The sequence below is a fragment of the Streptococcus troglodytae genome (genome assembly GCF_002355215.1).
Taxonomy (GTDB): Bacteria; Bacillota; Bacilli; order Lactobacillales; family Streptococcaceae; genus Streptococcus; species Streptococcus troglodytae.
The window spans coordinates 17,395-34,658 of record NZ_AP014612.1 but is presented as its reverse complement, the minus strand read 5'-3'; the positions used below and the strand labels follow the sequence as shown (position 1 = coordinate 34,658).

Annotated in this window: 11 protein-coding genes, 18 tRNA genes, 3 rRNA genes and 3 pseudogenes; 1 reads left to right on the top strand and 34 read right to left on the bottom strand. The window is 41.8% G+C overall.

Annotated features, from left to right (window positions below; genetic code table 11):
- Positions 1-12: 12 nt before the first annotated feature.
- From SRT_RS00240 to SRT_RS00205, 10 genes and pseudogenes are all read right to left on the bottom strand, one after another.
- A complete protein-coding gene (locus SRT_RS00240; RefSeq protein ID WP_128832644.1) occupies positions 13-753 on the bottom strand; it encodes a hypothetical protein in 741 nt (246 codons plus the stop codon).
- Between the two features lie 38 nt (positions 754-791).
- On the bottom strand, positions 792-986 hold the full coding sequence (locus tag SRT_RS00235; RefSeq protein ID WP_128832643.1) for a hypothetical protein: 195 nt from the start codon (positions 984-986) through the stop codon (positions 792-794).
- A gap of 11 nt (positions 987-997) precedes the next feature.
- Positions 998-1,147: a ComC/BlpC family leader-containing pheromone/bacteriocin gene (locus tag SRT_RS10345; protein ID WP_154662698.1), complete on the bottom strand. Its 150-nt coding sequence runs from the start codon at positions 1,145-1,147 to the stop codon at positions 998-1,000.
- A gap of 27 nt (positions 1,148-1,174) precedes the next feature.
- The gene (locus SRT_RS10380; RefSeq protein ID WP_167373726.1) at positions 1,175-1,318 is read right to left on the bottom strand and encodes a hypothetical protein; all 144 of its coding nucleotides are present in this window, start codon (positions 1,316-1,318) and stop codon (positions 1,175-1,177) included.
- A gap of 48 nt (positions 1,319-1,366) precedes the next feature.
- A complete protein-coding gene (locus tag SRT_RS00230) occupies positions 1,367-1,501 on the bottom strand; it encodes a class IIb bacteriocin, lactobin A/cerein 7B family (RefSeq protein WP_223213958.1) in 135 nt (44 codons plus the stop codon).
- Between the two features lie 193 nt (positions 1,502-1,694).
- Entirely contained in the window at positions 1,695-1,943 is a 249-nt protein-coding gene (acpP, locus tag SRT_RS00225) for an acyl carrier protein (protein ID WP_128832642.1), read from the bottom strand.
- A 1-nt stretch (position 1,944) separates the two neighbouring features.
- Positions 1,945-2,943 (bottom strand): phosphate acyltransferase PlsX, encoded by a 999-nt coding sequence (plsX, locus tag SRT_RS00220; protein ID WP_128832641.1) that lies wholly within the window; start codon positions 2,941-2,943, stop codon positions 1,945-1,947.
- A gap of 206 nt (positions 2,944-3,149) precedes the next feature.
- A pseudogene (gene recO, locus SRT_RS00215) lies at positions 3,150-3,904 on the bottom strand (DNA repair protein RecO).
- Positions 3,894-5,069 (bottom strand): pyridoxal phosphate-dependent aminotransferase, encoded by a 1,176-nt coding sequence (locus SRT_RS00210; RefSeq protein WP_128832640.1) that lies wholly within the window; start codon positions 5,067-5,069, stop codon positions 3,894-3,896. Before SRT_RS00210 ends, recO begins: the two are co-directional and overlap by 11 nt.
- A gap of 88 nt (positions 5,070-5,157) precedes the next feature.
- Positions 5,158-6,126 carry a ribose-phosphate diphosphokinase gene (locus SRT_RS00205; RefSeq protein WP_002263139.1) on the bottom strand — a complete coding sequence of 323 codons (969 nt, stop codon included), beginning with the start codon at positions 6,124-6,126 and terminating at the stop codon, positions 5,158-5,160.
- A 241-nt stretch (positions 6,127-6,367) separates the two neighbouring features.
- Here SRT_RS00205 and SRT_RS00200 point away from each other — a divergent pair.
- Positions 6,368-7,630, top strand: a pseudogene (locus SRT_RS00200) (ISL3 family transposase).
- Positions 7,631-7,671: 41 nt separating this feature from the next.
- Here the strand turns inward: SRT_RS00200 and gbpB are convergent.
- The 24 genes and pseudogenes from gbpB to SRT_RS00080 form a co-directional block, all read right to left on the bottom strand.
- Positions 7,672-8,967 (bottom strand): glucan-binding protein GbpB, encoded by a 1,296-nt coding sequence (gene gbpB / locus SRT_RS00195; RefSeq protein ID WP_128832639.1) that lies wholly within the window; start codon positions 8,965-8,967, stop codon positions 7,672-7,674.
- Between the two features lie 109 nt (positions 8,968-9,076).
- A pseudogene (mreD, locus tag SRT_RS00190) lies at positions 9,077-9,581 on the bottom strand (rod shape-determining protein MreD).
- A 1-nt stretch (position 9,582) separates the two neighbouring features.
- Positions 9,583-10,401, bottom strand: a complete 819-nt coding sequence (gene mreC, locus SRT_RS00185; RefSeq protein WP_128832638.1) for a rod shape-determining protein MreC — start codon at positions 10,399-10,401, stop codon at positions 9,583-9,585.
- Positions 10,402-10,465: 64 nt separating this feature from the next.
- A tRNA-Ser gene (locus SRT_RS00180) sits at positions 10,466-10,553 on the bottom strand.
- A gap of 9 nt (positions 10,554-10,562) precedes the next feature.
- A tRNA-Ile gene (locus SRT_RS00175) sits at positions 10,563-10,636 on the bottom strand.
- 34 nt (positions 10,637-10,670) lie between these two features.
- Positions 10,671-10,741, bottom strand: a tRNA-Gly gene (locus SRT_RS00170).
- Positions 10,742-10,745: 4 nt separating this feature from the next.
- Positions 10,746-10,818 (bottom strand) — tRNA-Phe (locus tag SRT_RS00165).
- A gap of 11 nt (positions 10,819-10,829) precedes the next feature.
- A tRNA-Met gene (locus tag SRT_RS00160) sits at positions 10,830-10,903 on the bottom strand.
- Positions 10,904-10,915: 12 nt separating this feature from the next.
- Positions 10,916-11,005: transfer RNA gene (locus SRT_RS00155), tRNA-Ser, on the bottom strand.
- 14 nt (positions 11,006-11,019) lie between these two features.
- Positions 11,020-11,093 (bottom strand) — tRNA-Ile (locus SRT_RS00150).
- A gap of 19 nt (positions 11,094-11,112) precedes the next feature.
- Positions 11,113-11,186 (bottom strand) — tRNA-Met (locus tag SRT_RS00145).
- A gap of 5 nt (positions 11,187-11,191) precedes the next feature.
- Positions 11,192-11,265, bottom strand: a tRNA-Pro gene (locus SRT_RS00140).
- A 53-nt stretch (positions 11,266-11,318) separates the two neighbouring features.
- A tRNA-Arg gene (locus tag SRT_RS00135) sits at positions 11,319-11,392 on the bottom strand.
- 13 nt (positions 11,393-11,405) lie between these two features.
- A tRNA-Leu gene (locus SRT_RS00130) sits at positions 11,406-11,491 on the bottom strand.
- A 7-nt stretch (positions 11,492-11,498) separates the two neighbouring features.
- Positions 11,499-11,570: transfer RNA gene (locus SRT_RS00125), tRNA-Gly, on the bottom strand.
- 2 nt (positions 11,571-11,572) lie between these two features.
- A tRNA-Thr gene (locus SRT_RS00120) sits at positions 11,573-11,645 on the bottom strand.
- Between the two features lie 14 nt (positions 11,646-11,659).
- Positions 11,660-11,741: transfer RNA gene (locus SRT_RS00115), tRNA-Leu, on the bottom strand.
- Positions 11,742-11,750: 9 nt separating this feature from the next.
- A tRNA-Lys gene (locus SRT_RS00110) sits at positions 11,751-11,823 on the bottom strand.
- Positions 11,824-11,849: 26 nt separating this feature from the next.
- Positions 11,850-11,922: transfer RNA gene (locus SRT_RS00105), tRNA-Asp, on the bottom strand.
- Between the two features lie 9 nt (positions 11,923-11,931).
- Positions 11,932-12,004, bottom strand: a tRNA-Val gene (locus SRT_RS00100).
- A 4-nt stretch (positions 12,005-12,008) separates the two neighbouring features.
- Positions 12,009-12,124: ribosomal RNA gene (rrf, locus tag SRT_RS00095) — 5S ribosomal RNA — on the bottom strand.
- Positions 12,125-12,310: 186 nt separating this feature from the next.
- Positions 12,311-15,212, bottom strand: a 23S ribosomal RNA gene (locus SRT_RS00090).
- 183 nt (positions 15,213-15,395) lie between these two features.
- Positions 15,396-15,468, bottom strand: a tRNA-Ala gene (locus tag SRT_RS00085).
- A 59-nt stretch (positions 15,469-15,527) separates the two neighbouring features.
- Positions 15,528-17,083 (bottom strand): 16S ribosomal RNA (locus SRT_RS00080).
- The 16S, 23S and 5S rRNA genes sit together here with 18 tRNA genes alongside, the layout of an rRNA operon.
- Positions 17,084-17,264: the final 181 nt, after the last annotated feature.

Genomic DNA, 17,264 nt, shown 5'->3' with positions numbered 1-17,264 from the left:
TCTTTAATAGAGTTAGATGGTTTTAGATATTTTTTTCAAATACCGTATATTAACAAACAGCAGCCAGACAAACCATAGAAGCACACTGGCCAATGGATAGACTGCCTGTGACCAATTAAAGTCATTCTCATTTAATAAAAACCTCATCTCTAGACTCATAAATGATAAATTTGCCAGACTTCCAGCATAAGACACCTGTAACATCAGAGGAAGACCAACCGACAGCAGCATTGCTGCGAAATTTAAAACTTGAATACTGGTTTGGCTTTTAGACTTTATTCCTAAATAAAAGTAAAATAAAATAACAACTACGGAGGTTAACAATCCAATAAAAAAGTAACTAGCATAGTGTCTAACAGAAATATTCACAATAATAGGAGTTACTGATAAAACCATACCGCTAAGGAGTATCAAGACAGAAGAAATGGATAAGATATAATCCAAACTGACAGCACCGCTAAGTAGCAACTCTTTTAAGGTTCCCTTTTCTTTTTCCTCTGCTGTCATAAATAAAACAGGACTTCCAATAACTTGAGATAAAACAAAAGGTAGACAGACCAGTAACAAAAGCACTTTAGCCTTGTTCAAGACCGGATCATAGGCAAACATATATTTTATTAAAACAATATAGACTATACCAAACCCCACTTGATATAAAATAGTTTTATTTGTTGTCATGATACGGACTCTCAGCCATATCAATGATAAAATACGATGAACCATCTTTCCTCCAATAATATAGATCTTTATCATCCAAGCAATATCAATTGCTCGGACGGTAAAGACTTATATTATTTGCTGCTGTCATCAGCATTACTATACCCACTTCTAATTTTACTCGTTGCTATTTTAAAAGTAGTAACAATGATAATAAATAAGCCTAATAATAAGCCGGCCGTATCTGTTATTCCGCTGCTTATCAGTTTGATAATCATTAAAATAGATACAACGATGACAAAAAGCCATGCAAATAATTTTTTACTCATATTTTTATACCTTATAAAGCAGCAAAAGTAGCTACAGTAGCTGCAACAGCAATTGCACGTCCGGCAGCATAACCAGCTTGATAAGCTGTGATACCACCAATAATTTCTGCTAATTCTTCTGAATCAATCTTTTCATAGTTTTCAAGAGTTGTCATGTTCATTCTTATGTCCTCCTAGATAATAATTTCTTAGATACCAGCAATAACACCGCGGCCAAAATCGTAGACGGCATGTGCTGCTTTGCCTGTATAATAGCCTGCAGTTTCAAAGGCGTTTCCGCCGATGAGTTCTGACAATTCATTCATTGTCAATGTTTGATATGAAACTTCCATTGTTTACCTCCAATAAGTTTGTCTAACGAACTGTCTTCATGTTTTAGCTTACCAGCCGCGCTGGAAACCTTTTGCAAAATCATGAGCTGCATCACCAATTGCTTTAAATGGGTTAAAACCACCTTCAATAGCAGCCAACTCTTCAACTGACAATTCCACAAAATTCATTTTGTTTTCAATCATGAGTTTTCTCCCTTCTGCAAAATTTAATTCTAGAATTATTAGCTATCAGATGATTCCTTCAAGCTATGATATTATTATAAAAGTGCTAGTGTAAAAAAAATAGTGACAAAAATGTCACCTGAGAAATTTAAAAAAAGGATTTAGTCTTCATATAACTAAACCCTCCATTATTAACAATATTAGTATTATTTATCTAAGAACGCTTTAAACGCCTTGAAAGATAGTCGACCAATTCTCCCATGGTCTGAATATCTTCCACATCTTCATCAGGAATGTTCAGATTAAATTCATCTTCAAGCGTAATGATAAACTCCATAAGTGCAATGGAATCAATTCCTAAGTCCTCTTGAATATTGGTCTTCATCGTAACTTCTATTTTTTCATTGTGCAGCTGTTCTTTAATAAGATTAGAAATCCTGTCAAAAATCTTTTCATTAGTCATCTTAGTCCCCCCTGTTTGAAAATTCTTCTACTAATTGACCAATAACATCAGTTTCAAGCATGATTCGGATTTGCTTAATAGTGTAGTAAACAGATTTAGCATCACTTGAACCATGACATTTAACAACAGGAGCCTTAAGACCGAAAAGAACAGCCCCACCCGCACCTGAATAATCCAAAGAATTTTTCAAATCATAAAGACTATTTTTGAGTAAAAGGGCTCCTAATTTTGCTCTTAAACCAGCTTGCTTAATAGATGTTTTCAACTGCTCCATAATGCCAAGTGCTGTCCCCTCAATGGATTTCAAAACAGCGTTTCCCGTGAAACCATCTGTTACGACAACATCTGCGACACCGTTCATTAAATCACGTGCTTCAACATTTCCTATAAAATTGAGGGTTTCATCTGCTGCTAAAAGAGCAAAGGTTTCCTTACGTAGTGGATCTCCCTTAGTTGCTTCTGTACCATTATTAAGTAGCCCAATCCGCGGATGATCAATACCTCCGACATTCTTAGCATAAAAAGAGCCAAGAATAGCATATTGATGCAAATGATGAGCTGTATTTTCAGCATTAGCTCCTAAATCAAGCATATCAAATCCTTTACCATCAATCGTAGGAAGTGATGACATCAAACCAGGACGATCAATATTTTTGATACGTCCAACAACAAGAAGTCCAGCAGCTAGCAAAGCCCCTGTATTCCCAGCAGAAAGAACTGCATCAGCCTTACCATCTTTAACAGCCTGTGCTCCTAAAACCATTGAAGCCTGTTTTTTCTTCCGAATAGCCTTTACAGGTTCGTCATCTGAATGAATTTTTTCATCCGTATGGATAATAGACACACGATCATTTGCTTTTAAATAGGTTTTAATTTTTGCTTCATCACCATAGAGTTGAATTTCAATATCTGAAAAATCTGCTAAAGCCTGATTAACTCCTTCGACAATAGCTTGAGGGGCATTGTCTCCACCCATAGCATCAACTGCAATTTTCTTCATAATCCAACTCCTCGTTATAGTTATTCTTAATTATACCATGAATAAAAGGACCTTAAACGTTACAAAAAATAACAAATAAACAATTCAGCAAAATTAAGGCAACTTTTTATTAATAATCAATTATTTTAGCATATCATTTTTTTCATGACAAACTTAGTGATTTTAAATGCCTATCATCAAAAGTGTCTCTTTTTCGAAATTTTCCTTTATTTCATAACTTGTCCCCAGTGATCTAAATCATCAATAAATTTTTACTTTTGAGACGAAGACCAATATAGTCCTCATAAACTTCATCAATAAATTTTCTCAGCTTTTGTTTCATGTCAGGTTTAACTGAAATGGTCTTTAAGCTATCAAAATGTAAAGTTTGAAATTGATTCAAAAGGTAAGGGACATTAGGATCTAAGTGACTACGATAAACATCTTTTTCATAATGTTCAGGGCACAGAAGACCTGAATAGCGATGTGAAAAATCAAAAGCTAAACCGACACGATGGCAAAAAACACAGTCATGAAAATTAAGCTGAACGCCAAAGCGATCTAAAATTTGGATTTCAAAAATATTGGTCAATATTTCATAATCAAGACCTTCATCCATCAATTCTAGGGTCTTAATTAAAAAAGCAAAAAGAGGGGCATCATAGACAGCATCTGAAATAGCAGCATCAGCCAAAGACACAAGGTAAGTAGCATAAGCTAATTTATAAATATCTGCATTAATTTCCTTAAAAAGAGAGACTCCCTTATAATCTTCAATATAAGAAAGTCCATGATTATTAATTTTTAAAATAAAATCAGCTAGAATCAATGGTTGAATGACAGAAGACAATTTTGAATTAGTAGCATGACGCACAAAAAACATATGTTTGCCGGAAGTTTCCGTAAAAATTTTAACCAGCTTATCATCTTCTCTAAATTGCCGATTATAAAGCACTAAACCTCTTGTTTCTTTAGTCTGCATACTGCTCCATAAATTCTTTAAGGCGTTTCATCGCTTCTTTTATAGTCTCCATGCTTGCTGCATAAGAAATTCGTAAGTAACCTTCTCCATATTTTCCAAAAGCAACACCAGGAATAAAAGCTACTGCCTTCTCTTTAGCAAAATCTTGTAGGAACTTAAAGGAATCTTGTCCTTGCGCAACTGGTATTTTAGCAAAGATATAAAAAGCACCATCAGGTTTGATGATTTTAAACTTCATTGCTTCCATTTTTTCAATGATATAATCACGGCGCTTAATATATTCTCCTTTCATTGGCAGAGCATCATCTTTACCATTGGTCAAAGCTTCTATAGCAGCAAATTGTACACTGGTGGTCGCTGCAGTTACCAAATACTGATGACTCTTAATCAACTGTGCTGTCAAAACAGTCGGTGCAAAAATCAAGCCCAAACGCCAACCTGTCATGGCATGTGATTTCGATAAACCAGAAATCAAAATCGTTTGATCAGGCAAATACTCAGCAATAGAAACATGAGATTCTCCTGTATAAGTCAGCTCAGCATAAACTTCATCACTGATGACAAAGATAGGATATTTTTTAAGAACCTCAGCCAAATTTTTGATTTGCTGGCGCGAATAAGTTACTCCTGTTGGGTTGGTTGGATAGTTGAGAATAACAGCCTTAAGAGCCTCTCCTTCTTTTAAAATAGCCTCTTCAAGCATCTCTGGTGTTAGGACAAAATCATTAGATCTGGTATCAATCTCAACTACTTCAGCCCCAACCAAATTAACAACAGGCTCATAACCGGGATAAGCTGGTGCAGGCAAAAGCACTTTATCACCAGGTTCCAAAATAGCTGTTAAACTAGCTGATAAGGCTTCTGTAGCTCCAATTGTTACTAAAACTTCATTATCAGGATTATAGGTAAGATGATATTTTTCTTTTACAAAAGCACTAGCTGCCTGCCTCAATGCCAAAAGTCCTGCCATTCCTGTGTAATGACTTTCATCAGCATCAATTGCCCTTTTAGCGGCCTCTTTAATATGTTTTGGAGTTGCAAAATCTGGTTCACCCAAAGTTAATTTCAAAACATCTGGAATATCTGAAATAGATTGATCAAACTGACGAATCATAGAGACTTCAATCTTATCTAAATTTTTATTAAAACGTTTACTCAAATCCATAAAAATACCCCTTACAAATAGATTAACACTATTATACAAAAAAAAGCAGGTTTTTCATCCTATAAAAAAATCGCTATTTCAGCGATTCCTAGTTAAAAGTTGTAAATTCAAATAAAGGAGAGAGAGGTCGTTTTTCATGAATACGAATAATAGCCTCAGAAATCAAATCAGTAATTGAAATTTGTTCAATTTTATCTATCAATTTTTCTTCAGGAAGGTCAATTGTATCCAAAACAACCAATTTTTCAATAGCCGAATTTTGAATATTATCTAAAGCAGAACCAGACAGAACTGGATGTGTACAAGAAGCATAAACTGCAGTAGCACCTGCTTCAGCAAGAGCATCAGCTGCATGAGCAATTGTTCCTGCAGTATCAATCATATCATCAATTAAAATACACGTTTTCCCAGAAACATTGCCAATGATATTCATGACTTCACTCGTATTCATTTTGTTAACATTTCGCCGTTTATCAATAATTGCTATCGGAGTTTGAAGAAATTGGGCTAATTTACGCGCACGTGTCACACCTCCATGGTCAGGACTGACAACAACATAGTCGCTGCCACACATACCACGACGAACAAAATAATCCGCAATTAAAGGGGCTCCCATCAAATGATCAACAGGAATATCAAAAAAACCTTGAATTTGTGCTGCATGCAAGTCAACAGTCAAAAGACGATCAACTCCTGCTACAGCAAGCATATTAGCAACTAACTTGGAGGTGATGGGTTCACGCGAACGTGCTTTTCGATCTTGACGAGCATAACCATAATAAGGCATGACAACACTGACAGTCTCAGCACTAGCACGTTTAAGAGCATCAACCATAATCAAAATTTCCATTAAGTTATCATTTACAGGTGAACTTGTTGACTGTAAAATAAAAACATGGTTTCCGCGAATAGATTCTTCAATATTAACTTGAATTTCTCCATCAGAAAATTGACGAACAGTTGATTTTCCAAGACTAATACCAATAGTCTTAGCCACTTTCTCTGCTAATTCTTTGTTTGAAGATAAAGCAAACAATTTTAAATTAGAATAAGACATAAATCCTCCAAAGTTTTAATCCTCTTTCATTTTAACGTTTTTAGAGTAATTTTTCAATCCAATTATGATGAATATAAGGAAAAATAAAAAGATAAGATAAATCTTACCTTTTTATAATGGCTCTATAATATCTGTAGTGGGTAACTCCACTTTGGAAATTATAGGGTCTTTTTGATGGCATACAAAAAGTCCCATATGACTTATAATGAAAAGCGACCAAACCATCATTAGAAAGGCTCATATGGAACATCTTAAAAATACCACAGATTTAATCGGATTGAAAGATAAAAATATTACGATTCTCTTCGTCTTGCAGTACCATTCCCGTATCGAGATTAAGGCTAAGTTGGATTACCCAGCTCCTCTTTATACCCACTGTCAAGGAACTATGATTAAGTACGACTTCCAAAAGGAGTCAAAATTTCCTATCCTCGATGCCCAAGGAGTGCCTACTGTCCTAAAACTTAAAAAGCGCCGCTTTCAGTGTAAAACTTGTCGTAGAGTGTCCGTTTCTGAGACGCCTCTCGTTCAAAAAAACTGTCAGATTCCAAAGTTGGTGTGGGATAAGATGACTCAGCTGCACACAGATCAGTTGACCAATACTGATATCGCCAAACAACTACACATTTCTGTTTCGGCTGTCCAAAGAAAGCTAGAACAATTCACCTTCGCTGAAGAGTTTTCAAAACTCCCCAAAGTCCTATCCTGGGATGAGTTCTCACGAAACAAGGGAAAACTAGCCTTCATCGCTCAGGATTTTGAGACAAGACAGATTGTCACTATCCTTGAAAATAACCGACAAACAACCATCAAGAACCATTTCTATAACACCAGAAAGGTTCGGGAACAGGTCAAATTTGTGACCGTGGAAATGTTTGGAAGCTATATCCCCTTCATCAAGCAATTATTTCCTCAAGCACAAATCATCCTCGATAGACCTCACATCATCTCAACACCTAAGCCGGGCTATGATGACGACTAGAATTGCCATCATGAAGAGTCTTTGACAAGCAATCCCTCCCCTATCGGGCCATGAAAAACCACTGGCGGATTCTTCAGAAAGACAGTCGAAAACTGTCTGATAAATCCTTTTATTCAAGAACCTTTAGACAAACGCTCACGCCTCGTGAAGTGGTTCAAAAAACGCTAGAATTATCGGATGAGCTCCGCTATTACTACGACCTTTATCAGCTCTTACTATTCCATTTTCAAGAAAAGCGAGCGACTGAATTCTTTGAACTCATTGATGACAACACGTCAATGGTAAACCCTACTTTCAAAACGGTCTTCAAAACCTTTATGAAGTACAAGATTTATATCATGAATGCCTTGCACTATCCCTATTCCAACGCCAAACTTGAGGCTGCCAATAAACTCATCAAAGACATCAAACGACAAGCCTTTGGCTTTCGTAAACTTCAAAAACTTTAAGACTAAAATCCTCATCGCTTTGAACATCAAAAAAGAGAGAACAAACATTGTTCTCTCTAGGTGTTCGTTATAAGTCACCCACTACAGTTGACAATGAGCCTTTATAATATTAAATTAGTTTGGATAGATATAGCTTACACTACCTGGATTAAACCAACCACGGTAGTTACCAATAGATTGGTTACCTGCATAGTTAGCTTCTTGAACTTGAATTTGGCCACCTTGAACACCTGTAACATAAGCAACGTGTCCATAACCGCCATCATTCCATACAGCCACAGCTCCAGCTGAAGGTGTAGAACCAACTCTATATCCTGCAGCTGCTGCACTTGCTGCCCATTGTCCACCATTACCCCAGTAGTTTCCTACCCAAGGAGCCAATGATTTAACACCCCAAGTACATTGCCCTGCTGGATATGTATTAGCAGAAGAAGTATTAGCTGCTACAGCCGCTGTCGAAGCACTAGAAGCTGATGATTGTGCTTCTGTTGCTGCAGTACCTTCTTGAGCAGAATTATTTACTGCTTGCGCTGCTGACTGCTCAGTTGAATCACCTGTTTGTGCTGCTTGAGTGTTATCAGCTGCGGCTGCTTGTTGGTCAGAAGCATCTGTCGCTTGAGTATTGTTATTTGCTGCTGCCTGTGCTTGCGCTGCTTGTTCTTGTAATGCTTTAGCTTCTGCTGCGGCCTTAGCTTCTGCAGCTGCTTGTGCTGCAGCTGCTTGGCGTGCAGCTTCCTCTGCTGCCGCTTTTTGAGCAACTAAAGTAGCTTTTTGATCTTGTGCAGTAGCCAATTCAGCTTGCAAGTTTAGTTGAGCTGCTTCCAATTGAGCTTGTTGTGTATTTAAAGCATTTGTATTTTGAGCAATTGTCTCTTGATTAGCTGCAACAGTATTGATTGCTGCTTGATTTTCTTGTTGTTTTTGCTCAACAGCTGCTTTATCTTGCTCTTGTTGTTGCAGCATTTTTTCATTAGCAGATACAACTTCACGAATAGCTGAAACACGATTAATAGCATCAGAAACTGATTTTGAATTAATGATAGCATTAATATAGCTGGTAGCTGCATTACTTTTTTGAGCACTACGAGCTTGTTGCTTCAAAGATTCATTACGTGCAACAATTTTGCTTGAAAGTGTTTGAATTTGTTGACCCAAAGTAGCAGACTGAGCTTCAAGTCTTTGATTTTCAGCTTGTAATTCAGCTTGTTGTGTCTGTAAAGCACTTACTTGTCCTTGAATCGTATTAACTTGTGCTTGTGCTGCTTGTTGTTGTGCGGTCAAATTGTTAATTTTAGAATCTTGTGACGCAATCTGCGCATCAAAGTCATCAGCTTTTACAGCTGATAATGTTGTCGCAGAACTAAGAGTTACACCACTCACTAAAACTGCTGATAAAATTCTTTTTTTCATTACAAATATAACTCCTTTTTCGATAAGACTTTATAATTATATCAAAAAAAACCTTTTCGTATATTACGTCATTATTACATTTTTATTTAAAATGCTTTAATATCGCCTTTCATGAGTAAATCCTTTCTAAAAGCTTTTGAAAGAAGAGAAAAGCCAGTATATTAAAAATTAAGGAAGGTGCTAAATTGTAAGTGATAAAATCATTTAAAGGATAAGCTGTCAATTGATATAAATAGGCCATACCAATACTAGCAAAATCAAGAAAAAGATTAGAATAAAAAAACTAGAAAGCGTTGAACAGGACCATTTGGAATATGTTTCCACAATTTAAACATAATAACAATTGTTAAAGGATACAACACAGTTGCAATTCCAAAATTATATATTCCTAAATAATAAAAATCATAAATAATTCCTAAAACACAGGCAAGTCCAAAAATAAAATAAGGATTGAATACAAGAGTATAAAATAATAACACAATGAATAAAAAATGACTTGACACGATAAACTGATTTTGAAATAAGATTCGTGATAATAAAGATAAATGCCCATCTACAAGTAACATAAGAAAGGCAAATAAAATGACAAATAGTTTATTTTTAAAGATGGACATATTAATCACCTACTAAAGTTACATGGGAGATATCAGATAAATCTACCGCTGGTTTAACGAAAATCTTCCGAGAAAGATTGTTTGAATTATTTTCTTCAGATACAACCTTACCAACAGACACACCTTCAACACTTTGTCCATCTAAGCCACTCGTTGTAACACTGTCCCCTTTCTTAACATCTAAGGAGGAGGTTAATTGAGTAATTTCAAAAGTACTGGTTTTAGGATCATAATGTGTTAAAATGCCAAAAACATCACCCTTTTGGCTTGCAATTTTGACTGGAATTTCATCAATGCTTTTAGTATTGGAAAGTAGTTTTACGGAACTAGAGGTAGCAGTAACTTGAGTAATTTTCCCCACTAAATTACCATTTGAAAGGGCTAACATATTTTTTGTCACCCCATCATTTTTTCCTAAATCTATAGTTAATATATCTAACCAAGAAACCGGGGAACGAACAATAACTTTAGAGGATAAAACAGTTAGATCAGGGAAATTTTCTTTAATTTTTAAAGTCTTACGAAGTGCTGTGTTTTCTTCTTTTAATCTCTCTAAATCACCTTTTTGTCCTTCAAATTTTTCTAACTTACGCTTTAATGTTTGATTTTCTGAATTAGTTTTAAACAAATGCTTAGTATTATCAATTAATTGAAAAGGCCAATGTACGATCTCATCAGCGCTAGAAACAACTAAATTAACAGGCTTTGATACCGATTTTATAATAACAGAATCTTGGAAAATAAAAAAAAGTCCTATTGAAATTGTTAATAATACCGTGATAACAAATACAATAAAACGTGACAATCTCTTTTTTTTCATCTCATCCCACCCGCACACAAACATATAATTAAAACGAGATATCAATAGATAATCTCGTTTACTACGGAGAATGGGGGATTCGAACCCCCGCGCCGGTTTCCCGACCTAACGATTTAGCAAACCGTCCTCTTCAGCCTCTTGAGTAATTCTCCAAATATATATGGGCACGAGTGGACTCGAACCACCGACCTCACGCTTATCAGGCGTGCGCTCTAACCAGCTGAGCTACGCGCCCAAGCCTATGCTTGGTTTATCTTTTATAAAAGAAAAGCGGGTGACGAGAATCGAACTCGCGACAACAGCTTGGAAGGCTGTAGTTTTACCACTAAACTACACCCGCTAAATGGCGCGAGACGGAATCGAACCGCCGACACATGGAGCTTCAATCCATTGCTCTACCAACTGAGCTACCGAGCCTTTCTCTTATATTGCGGGAGCAGGATTTGAACCTACGACCTTCGGGTTATGAGCCCGACGAGCTACCTAACTGCTCCATCCCGCGATATGTCTATAAAGGAGGATGTGGGATTCGAACCCACGCACGCTTTTACACGCCTGACGGTTTTCAAGACCGTTCCCTTCAGCCGGACTTGGGTAATCCTCCGCAGAGATATAATATGGACCTTGTAGGACTCGAACCTACGACCGCTCGGTTATGAGCCGAGTGCTCTAACCAGCTGAGCTAAAGGTCCAAAACATCCACATAATTTATAGCGGCGAAGGGGATCGAACCCCCGACCTCCCGGGTATGAACCGGACGCTCTAGCCAGCTGAGCTACACCGCCAATAATCGGGAAGACAGGATTCGAACCTGCGACCCCTTGGTCCCAAACCAAGTACTCTACCAAGCTGAGCTACTTCCCGTAATACCGCTCCCTCATCTTCAAAGTGTGCTAGTCCTTTACTAACGCCACTCATGCACCCTGCAGGATTCGAACCTGCAACCGCCTGATTCGTAGTCAGGTACTCTATCCAGTTGAGCCAAGGGTGCTCCTTCTTATTTATGCCGAGGACCGGAATCGAACCGGTACGAAGGTTACCCTTCGCAGGATTTTAAGTCCTGTGCGTCTGCCAGTTCCGCCACCCCGGCCTCCTAAAGCGAACGACGGGATTCGAACCCGCGACCCCCACCTTGGCAAGGTGATGTTCTACCACTGAACTACGTTCGCAATGCCGGCTACATGACTTGAACACGCGACCCTCTGATTACAAATCAGATGCTCTACCAACTGAGCTAAGCCGGCCTATCTCCTCTATATGCGGGTGAAGGGACTTGAACCCCCACGCCCTTAAGCGCCAGATCCTAAATCTGGTGCGTCTGCCAATTCCGCCACACCCGCTTCTCTTGATGACCCGTACTGGGCTCGAACCAGTGACCCTTTGATTAAAAGTCAAATGCTCTACCAACTGAGCTAACGAGTCGTCCTCCCTCTCCTTTCAGAAAAAGACGGTCCCGACGGGAATCGAACCCGCGATCTTCGCCGTGACAGGGCGACGTGATAACCGCTACACCACGGGACCTTCTAAATATGGGAGTTAACGGGCTCGAACCGCTGACCCTCTGCTTGTAAGGCAGATGCTCTCCCAACTGAGCTAAACTCCCTCTTGCTAAGCGACGACCCTATCTCACAGGGGGCAACCCCCAACTACTTCAGGCGTGCTAGGGCTTAACTGCTGTGTTCGGCATGGATACAGGTGTCTCCCCTAGGCTATCATCACTTAACAAGCGTGATCGCTCACTCACGATTGAATAGCTAGCCACTAAAACCAACGCTGCGCCTGCTTCCTTTACTTAAGGAATTGTACTCGGGCTAAATCCTTGGAAAAAAGAGAAATGGTCTGGTGTTCATCGAACACTGCACCCATTTCCTATTTTTCAGGCGGATTTTACGCCTTTAGTAACTTATTTTTGGATAAGTCCTCGAGCGATTAGTATTGGTCCGCTTCACGTCTCACAACGCTTCCACTCCCAACCTATCTACCTGTTCTTCTCTCAGGGCTCTTACTAACTTGATGTTATGGGAAATCTCATCTTGAGGGGGGCTTCACACTTAGATGCTTTCAGCGTTTATCCCCTCCCTACTTAGCTACCCAGCCATGCTCTTGGCAGAACAACTGGTACACCAGCGGTAAGTCCACTCTGGTCCTCTCGTACTAGGAGCAGATCCTCTCAAATTTCCTTCGCCCGCGACGGATAGGGACCGAACTGTCTCACGACGTTCTGAACCCAGCTCGCGTGCCGCTTTAATGGGCGAACAGCCCAACCCTTGGGACCGACTACAGCCCCAGGATGCGACGAGCCGACATCGAGGTGCCAAACCTCCCCGTCGATGTGAACTCTTGGGGGAGATAAGCCTGTTATCCCCAGGGTAGCTTTTATCCGTTGAGCGATGGCCCTTCCATGCGGTACCACCGGATCACTAAGCCCGACTTTCGTCCCTGCTCGACCTGTCCGTCTCGCAGTCAAGCTCCCTTATACCTTTACACTCTGCGACTGATTTCCAACCAGTCTGAGGGAACCTTTGGGCGCCTCCGTTACGCTTTAGGAGGCGACCGCCCCAGTCAAACTGCCCGTCAGACACTGTCTCCGTAGATGATCAACCTACCGGGTTAGAGTAGCCATCACACAAGGGTAGTATCCCAACAGCGCCTCCAAGTAAACTAGCGTTCACTCTTCCTTGGCTCCTACCTATCCTGTACATGTGTAACAGATACGCAATATCAAACTGCAGTAAAGCTCCATGGGGTCTTTCCGTCCTGTCGCGGGTAACCTGCATCTTCACAGGTACTAAAATTTCACCGAGTCTCTCGTTGAGACAGTGCCCAAATCATTACGCCTTTCGTGCGGGTCGGAACTTACCCGACAAGGAATTTCGCTACCTTAGGACCGTTATAGTTACGGCCGCCGTTTACTGGGGCTTCAATTCACACCTTCGACAAATGTCTAAGCGCTCCTCTTAACCTTCCAGCACCGGGCAGGCGTCACCCCCTATACTTCATCTTGCGATTTCGCAGAGAGCTGTGTTTTTGATAAACAGTTGCTTGGGCCTTTTCACTGCGGCTGACCTTATAGCCAGCGCCCCTTCTCCCGAAGTTACGGGGCCATTTTGCCGAGTTCCTTAACGAGAGTTCGCTCGCTCACCTGAGGCTACTCGCCTCGACTACCTGTGTCGGTTTGCGGTACGGGTAGAGTATTCATTAACGCTAGAAGCTTTTCTTGGCAGTGTGACATCACTAACTTCGCTACTAAACTTCGCTCCCCATCACAGCTCAATGTTATAGATATAAGCATTTGACTCATATCACACCTCACTGCTTGACCAGACATTTCCAATCGTCTGGTTTAGTTAGCCTCCTGCGTCCCTCCTTCACTCAATACTCTAGTACAGGAATATCAACCTGTTGCCCATCGGATACACCTTTCGGTCTCTCCTTAGGTCCCGACTAACCCAGGGCGGACGAGCCTTCCCCTGGAATCCTTAGTCTTACGGTGGACAGGATTCTCACCTGTCTTGCGCTACTCATACCGGCATTCTCACTTCTATGCACTCCAGCGCTCCTTGCGGTACACCTTCTGCGCACATAGAACGCTCTCCTACCATCCCCTAAGGGATCCACAGCTTCGGTAAATTGTTTCAGCCCCGGTACATTTTCGGCGCAGGGTCACTCGACTAGTGAGCTATTACGCACTCTTTGAATGAATAGCTGCTTCTAAGCTAACATCCTAGTTGTCTGTGCAACCCCACATCCTTTTCCACTTAACAATTATTTGGGGACCTTAGCTGGTGGTCTGGGCTGTTTCCCTTTCGACTACGGATCTTAGCACTCGCAGTCTGACTGCCGGTCTTAACTCGTTGGCATTCGGAGTTTATCTGAGATTGGTAATCCGGGATGGACCCCTCAATCAAACAGTGCTCTACCTCCAAGAGTCTCACGACCGACGCTAGCCCTAAAGCTATTTCGGAGAGAACCAGCTATCTCCAAGTTCGTTTGGAATTTCTCCGCTACCCACAAGTCATCCAAACACTTTTCAACGTGTCCTGGTTCGGTCCTCCAGTGCGTTTTACCGCACCTTCAACCTGCTCATGGGTAGGTCACTTGGTTTCGGGTCTACATCTACGTACTCTGCCGCCCTTTTCAGACTCGGTTTCCCTACGGCTCCGTCTCTTCAACTTAACCTCGCACGTAAACATAACTCGCCGGTTCATTCTACAAAAGGCACGCTCTCACCCATTAACGGGCTCGAACTTCTTGTAAGCACACGGTTTCAGGTTCTCTTTCACTCCCCTTCCGGGGTACTTTTCACCTTTCCCTCACGGTACTGGTTCACTATCGGTCACTAGGGAGTATTTAGGGTTGGGAGATGGACCTCCCAGATTCCGACGGGATTCCTCGTGTCCCGCCGTACTCAGGATCCTGCTTGGCATCAAGTGAATTTCAAATACGAGGCTCTTACTCTCTCTGGCGACTCTTCCCAGAGTCTTCTTCTATTCCCTTGGCTGCTTTTGTGCAGTCCTACAACCCCAGAGTGTAAACACTCTGGTTTGCCCTCTTGCCTCTTCGCTCGCCGCTACTGGGGCAATCGCTCTTGCTTTCTCTTCCTGCAGCTACTGAGATGTTTCAGTTCACTGCGTCTTCCTCTGCATTACCTTAACAGTAATGAGTGACAGGCTTAACCTGCCGGGTTCCCCCATTCGGATATCTCTGGATCAAGGCTTACTTACAGCTCCCCAAAGCATGTCGTCGTTCGTCACGTCCTTCTTCGGCTCCTAGTGCCTAGGCATCCACCGTGCGCCCTTATTAACTTAACCTTATTTTCTCGTTTCTTTGGCTTTGCAGCGTCTCGGTTTCTTTCGTGTTGTCCCTATAGCTGCGCTATAGGGCTCTTTCTAGCTATTCAATTGTCAATGAACCATCGTATTTTATAGACTTCCTTGTCTTAAACAAGATATTAAGTTGAACTCTAGACTTACTTCTTTAGTATCCTGTTTTAATGGAGCCTAGCGGGATCGAACCGCTGACCTCCTGCGTGCAAAGCAGGCGCTCTCCCAGCTGAGCTAAGGCCCCACTTACCCTCTCAAAACTAAACAAGAAGCTCCCCTATCGTGCTTTCCTTTTTTCCTTAGAAAGGAGGTGATCCAGCCGCACCTTCCGATACGGCTACCTTGTTACGACTTCACCCCAATCATCCATCCCACCTTAGGCGGCTGGCCCCTTAACGGTTACCTCACCGACTTCGGGTGTTACAAACTCTCGTGGTGTGACGGGCGGTGTGTACAAGGCCCGGGAACGTATTCACCGCGGCGTGCTGATCCGCGATTACTAGCGATTCCGACTTCATGGAGGCGAGTTGCAGCCTCCAATCCGAACTGAGATCGGCTTTCAGAGATTAGCTTGCCGTCACCGGCTCGCAACTCGTTGTACCGACCATTGTAGCACGTGTGTAGCCCAGGTCATAAGGGGCATGATGATTTGACGTCATCCCCACCTTCCTCCGGTTTATTACCGGCAGTCTCGCTAGAGTGCCCAACTTAATGATGGCAACTAACAATAAGGGTTGCGCTCGTTGCGGGACTTAACCCAACATCTCACGACACGAGCTGACGACAACCATGCACCACCTGTCTCCGATGTACCGAAGTAACTTCTTATCTCTAAGAATAACATCGGGATGTCAAGACCTGGTAAGGTTCTTCGCGTTGCTTCGAATTAAACCACATGCTCCACCGCTTGTGCGGGCCCCCGTCAATTCCTTTGAGTTTCAACCTTGCGGTCGTACTCCCCAGGCGGAGTGCTTATTGCGTTAGCTCCGGCACTAAGCCCCGGAAAGGGCCTAACACCTAGCACTCAGCGTTTACGGCGTGGACTACCAGGGTATCTAATCCTGTTCGCTACCCACGCTTTCGAGCCTCAGCGTCAGTGACAGACCAGAGAGCCGCTTTCGCCACTGGTGTTCCTCCATATATCTACGCATTTCACCGCTACACATGGAATTCCACTCTCCCCTTCTGCACTCAAGTCAGACAGTTTCCAGAGCACACTATGGTTGAGCCATAGCCTTTTACTCCAGACTTTCCTAACCGCCTGCGCTCCCTTTACGCCCAATAAATCCGGACAACGCTCGGGACCTACGTATTACCGCGGCTGCTGGCACGTAGTTAGCCGTCCCTTTCTGGTAAGCTACCGTCACAGTCTAAGCTTTCCACTCTTACACCCGTTCTTCGCTTACAACAGAGCTTTACGATCCGAAAACCTTCTTCACTCACGCGGCGTTGCTCGGTCAGACTTTCGTCCATTGCCGAAGATTCCCTACTGCTGCCTCCCGTAGGAGTCTGGGCCGTGTCTCAGTCCCAGTGTGGCCGTTCACCCTCTCAGGTCGGCTATGTATCGTCGCCTTGGTAAGCTCTTACCTTACCAACTAGCTAATACAACGCAGGTCCATCTACTAGTGATGCAGTTGCATCTTTTAAGCTCCTAGCATGCGCTAAAAGCTAGCATGCGGTATTAGCTATCGTTTCCAATAGTTATCCCCCGCTAGTAGGCAGGTTACCTACGCGTTACTCACCCGTTCGCGACTCACTGACCTCGTGGAGCAAGCTCCCGTGAAATCAGTGCGTCCCACTTGCATGTATTAGGCACGCCGCCAGCGTTCGTCCTGAGCCAGGATCAAACTCTCATTATTAGTTCGTCTCTTCACTCATCTCTGCACTCTGACAGTTTTTTTCTTATTGACAGGTTACTTTCGTAACCCTGCACTTGTTTGGTTCGTCTTCTTGTTCAGTTTTCAAAGGGCTCTGCCTCTTTCTGAGACAACTTCTTTATTCTATCAGCTCTTCGCCCCTTTGTCAATAGCTTTTTCCCTT

Excerpts from the sequence above, each read along its gene's own strand:
- SRT_RS00240 (WP_128832644.1), bottom strand. The coding sequence starts at position 753 with ATGATAAAGATCTATATTATTGGAGGAAAGATGGTTCATCGTATTTTA.
- SRT_RS00235 (WP_128832643.1), bottom strand. The coding sequence starts at position 986 with ATGAGTAAAAAATTATTTGCATGGCTTTTTGTCATCGTTGTATCTATT.
- SRT_RS10345 (WP_154662698.1), bottom strand. The coding sequence starts at position 1,147 with ATGAACATGACAACTCTTGAAAACTATGAAAAGATTGATTCAGAAGAA.
- SRT_RS10380 (WP_167373726.1), bottom strand. The coding sequence starts at position 1,318 with ATGGAAGTTTCATATCAAACATTGACAATGAATGAATTGTCAGAACTC.
- SRT_RS00230 (WP_223213958.1), bottom strand. The coding sequence starts at position 1,501 with ATGATTGAAAACAAAATGAATTTTGTGGAATTGTCAGTTGAAGAGTTG.
- acpP (WP_128832642.1), bottom strand. The coding sequence starts at position 1,943 with ATGACTAATGAAAAGATTTTTGACAGGATTTCTAATCTTATTAAAGAA.
- plsX (WP_128832641.1), bottom strand. The coding sequence starts at position 2,943 with ATGAAGAAAATTGCAGTTGATGCTATGGGTGGAGACAATGCCCCTCAA.
- SRT_RS00210 (WP_128832640.1), bottom strand. The coding sequence starts at position 5,069 with ATGGATTTGAGTAAACGTTTTAATAAAAATTTAGATAAGATTGAAGTC.
- SRT_RS00205 (WP_002263139.1), bottom strand. The coding sequence starts at position 6,126 with ATGTCTTATTCTAATTTAAAATTGTTTGCTTTATCTTCAAACAAAGAA.
- gbpB (WP_128832639.1), bottom strand. The coding sequence starts at position 8,967 with ATGAAAAAAAGAATTTTATCAGCAGTTTTAGTGAGTGGTGTAACTCTT.
- mreC (WP_128832638.1), bottom strand. The coding sequence starts at position 10,401 with ATGAAAAAAAAGAGATTGTCACGTTTTATTGTATTTGTTATCACGGTA.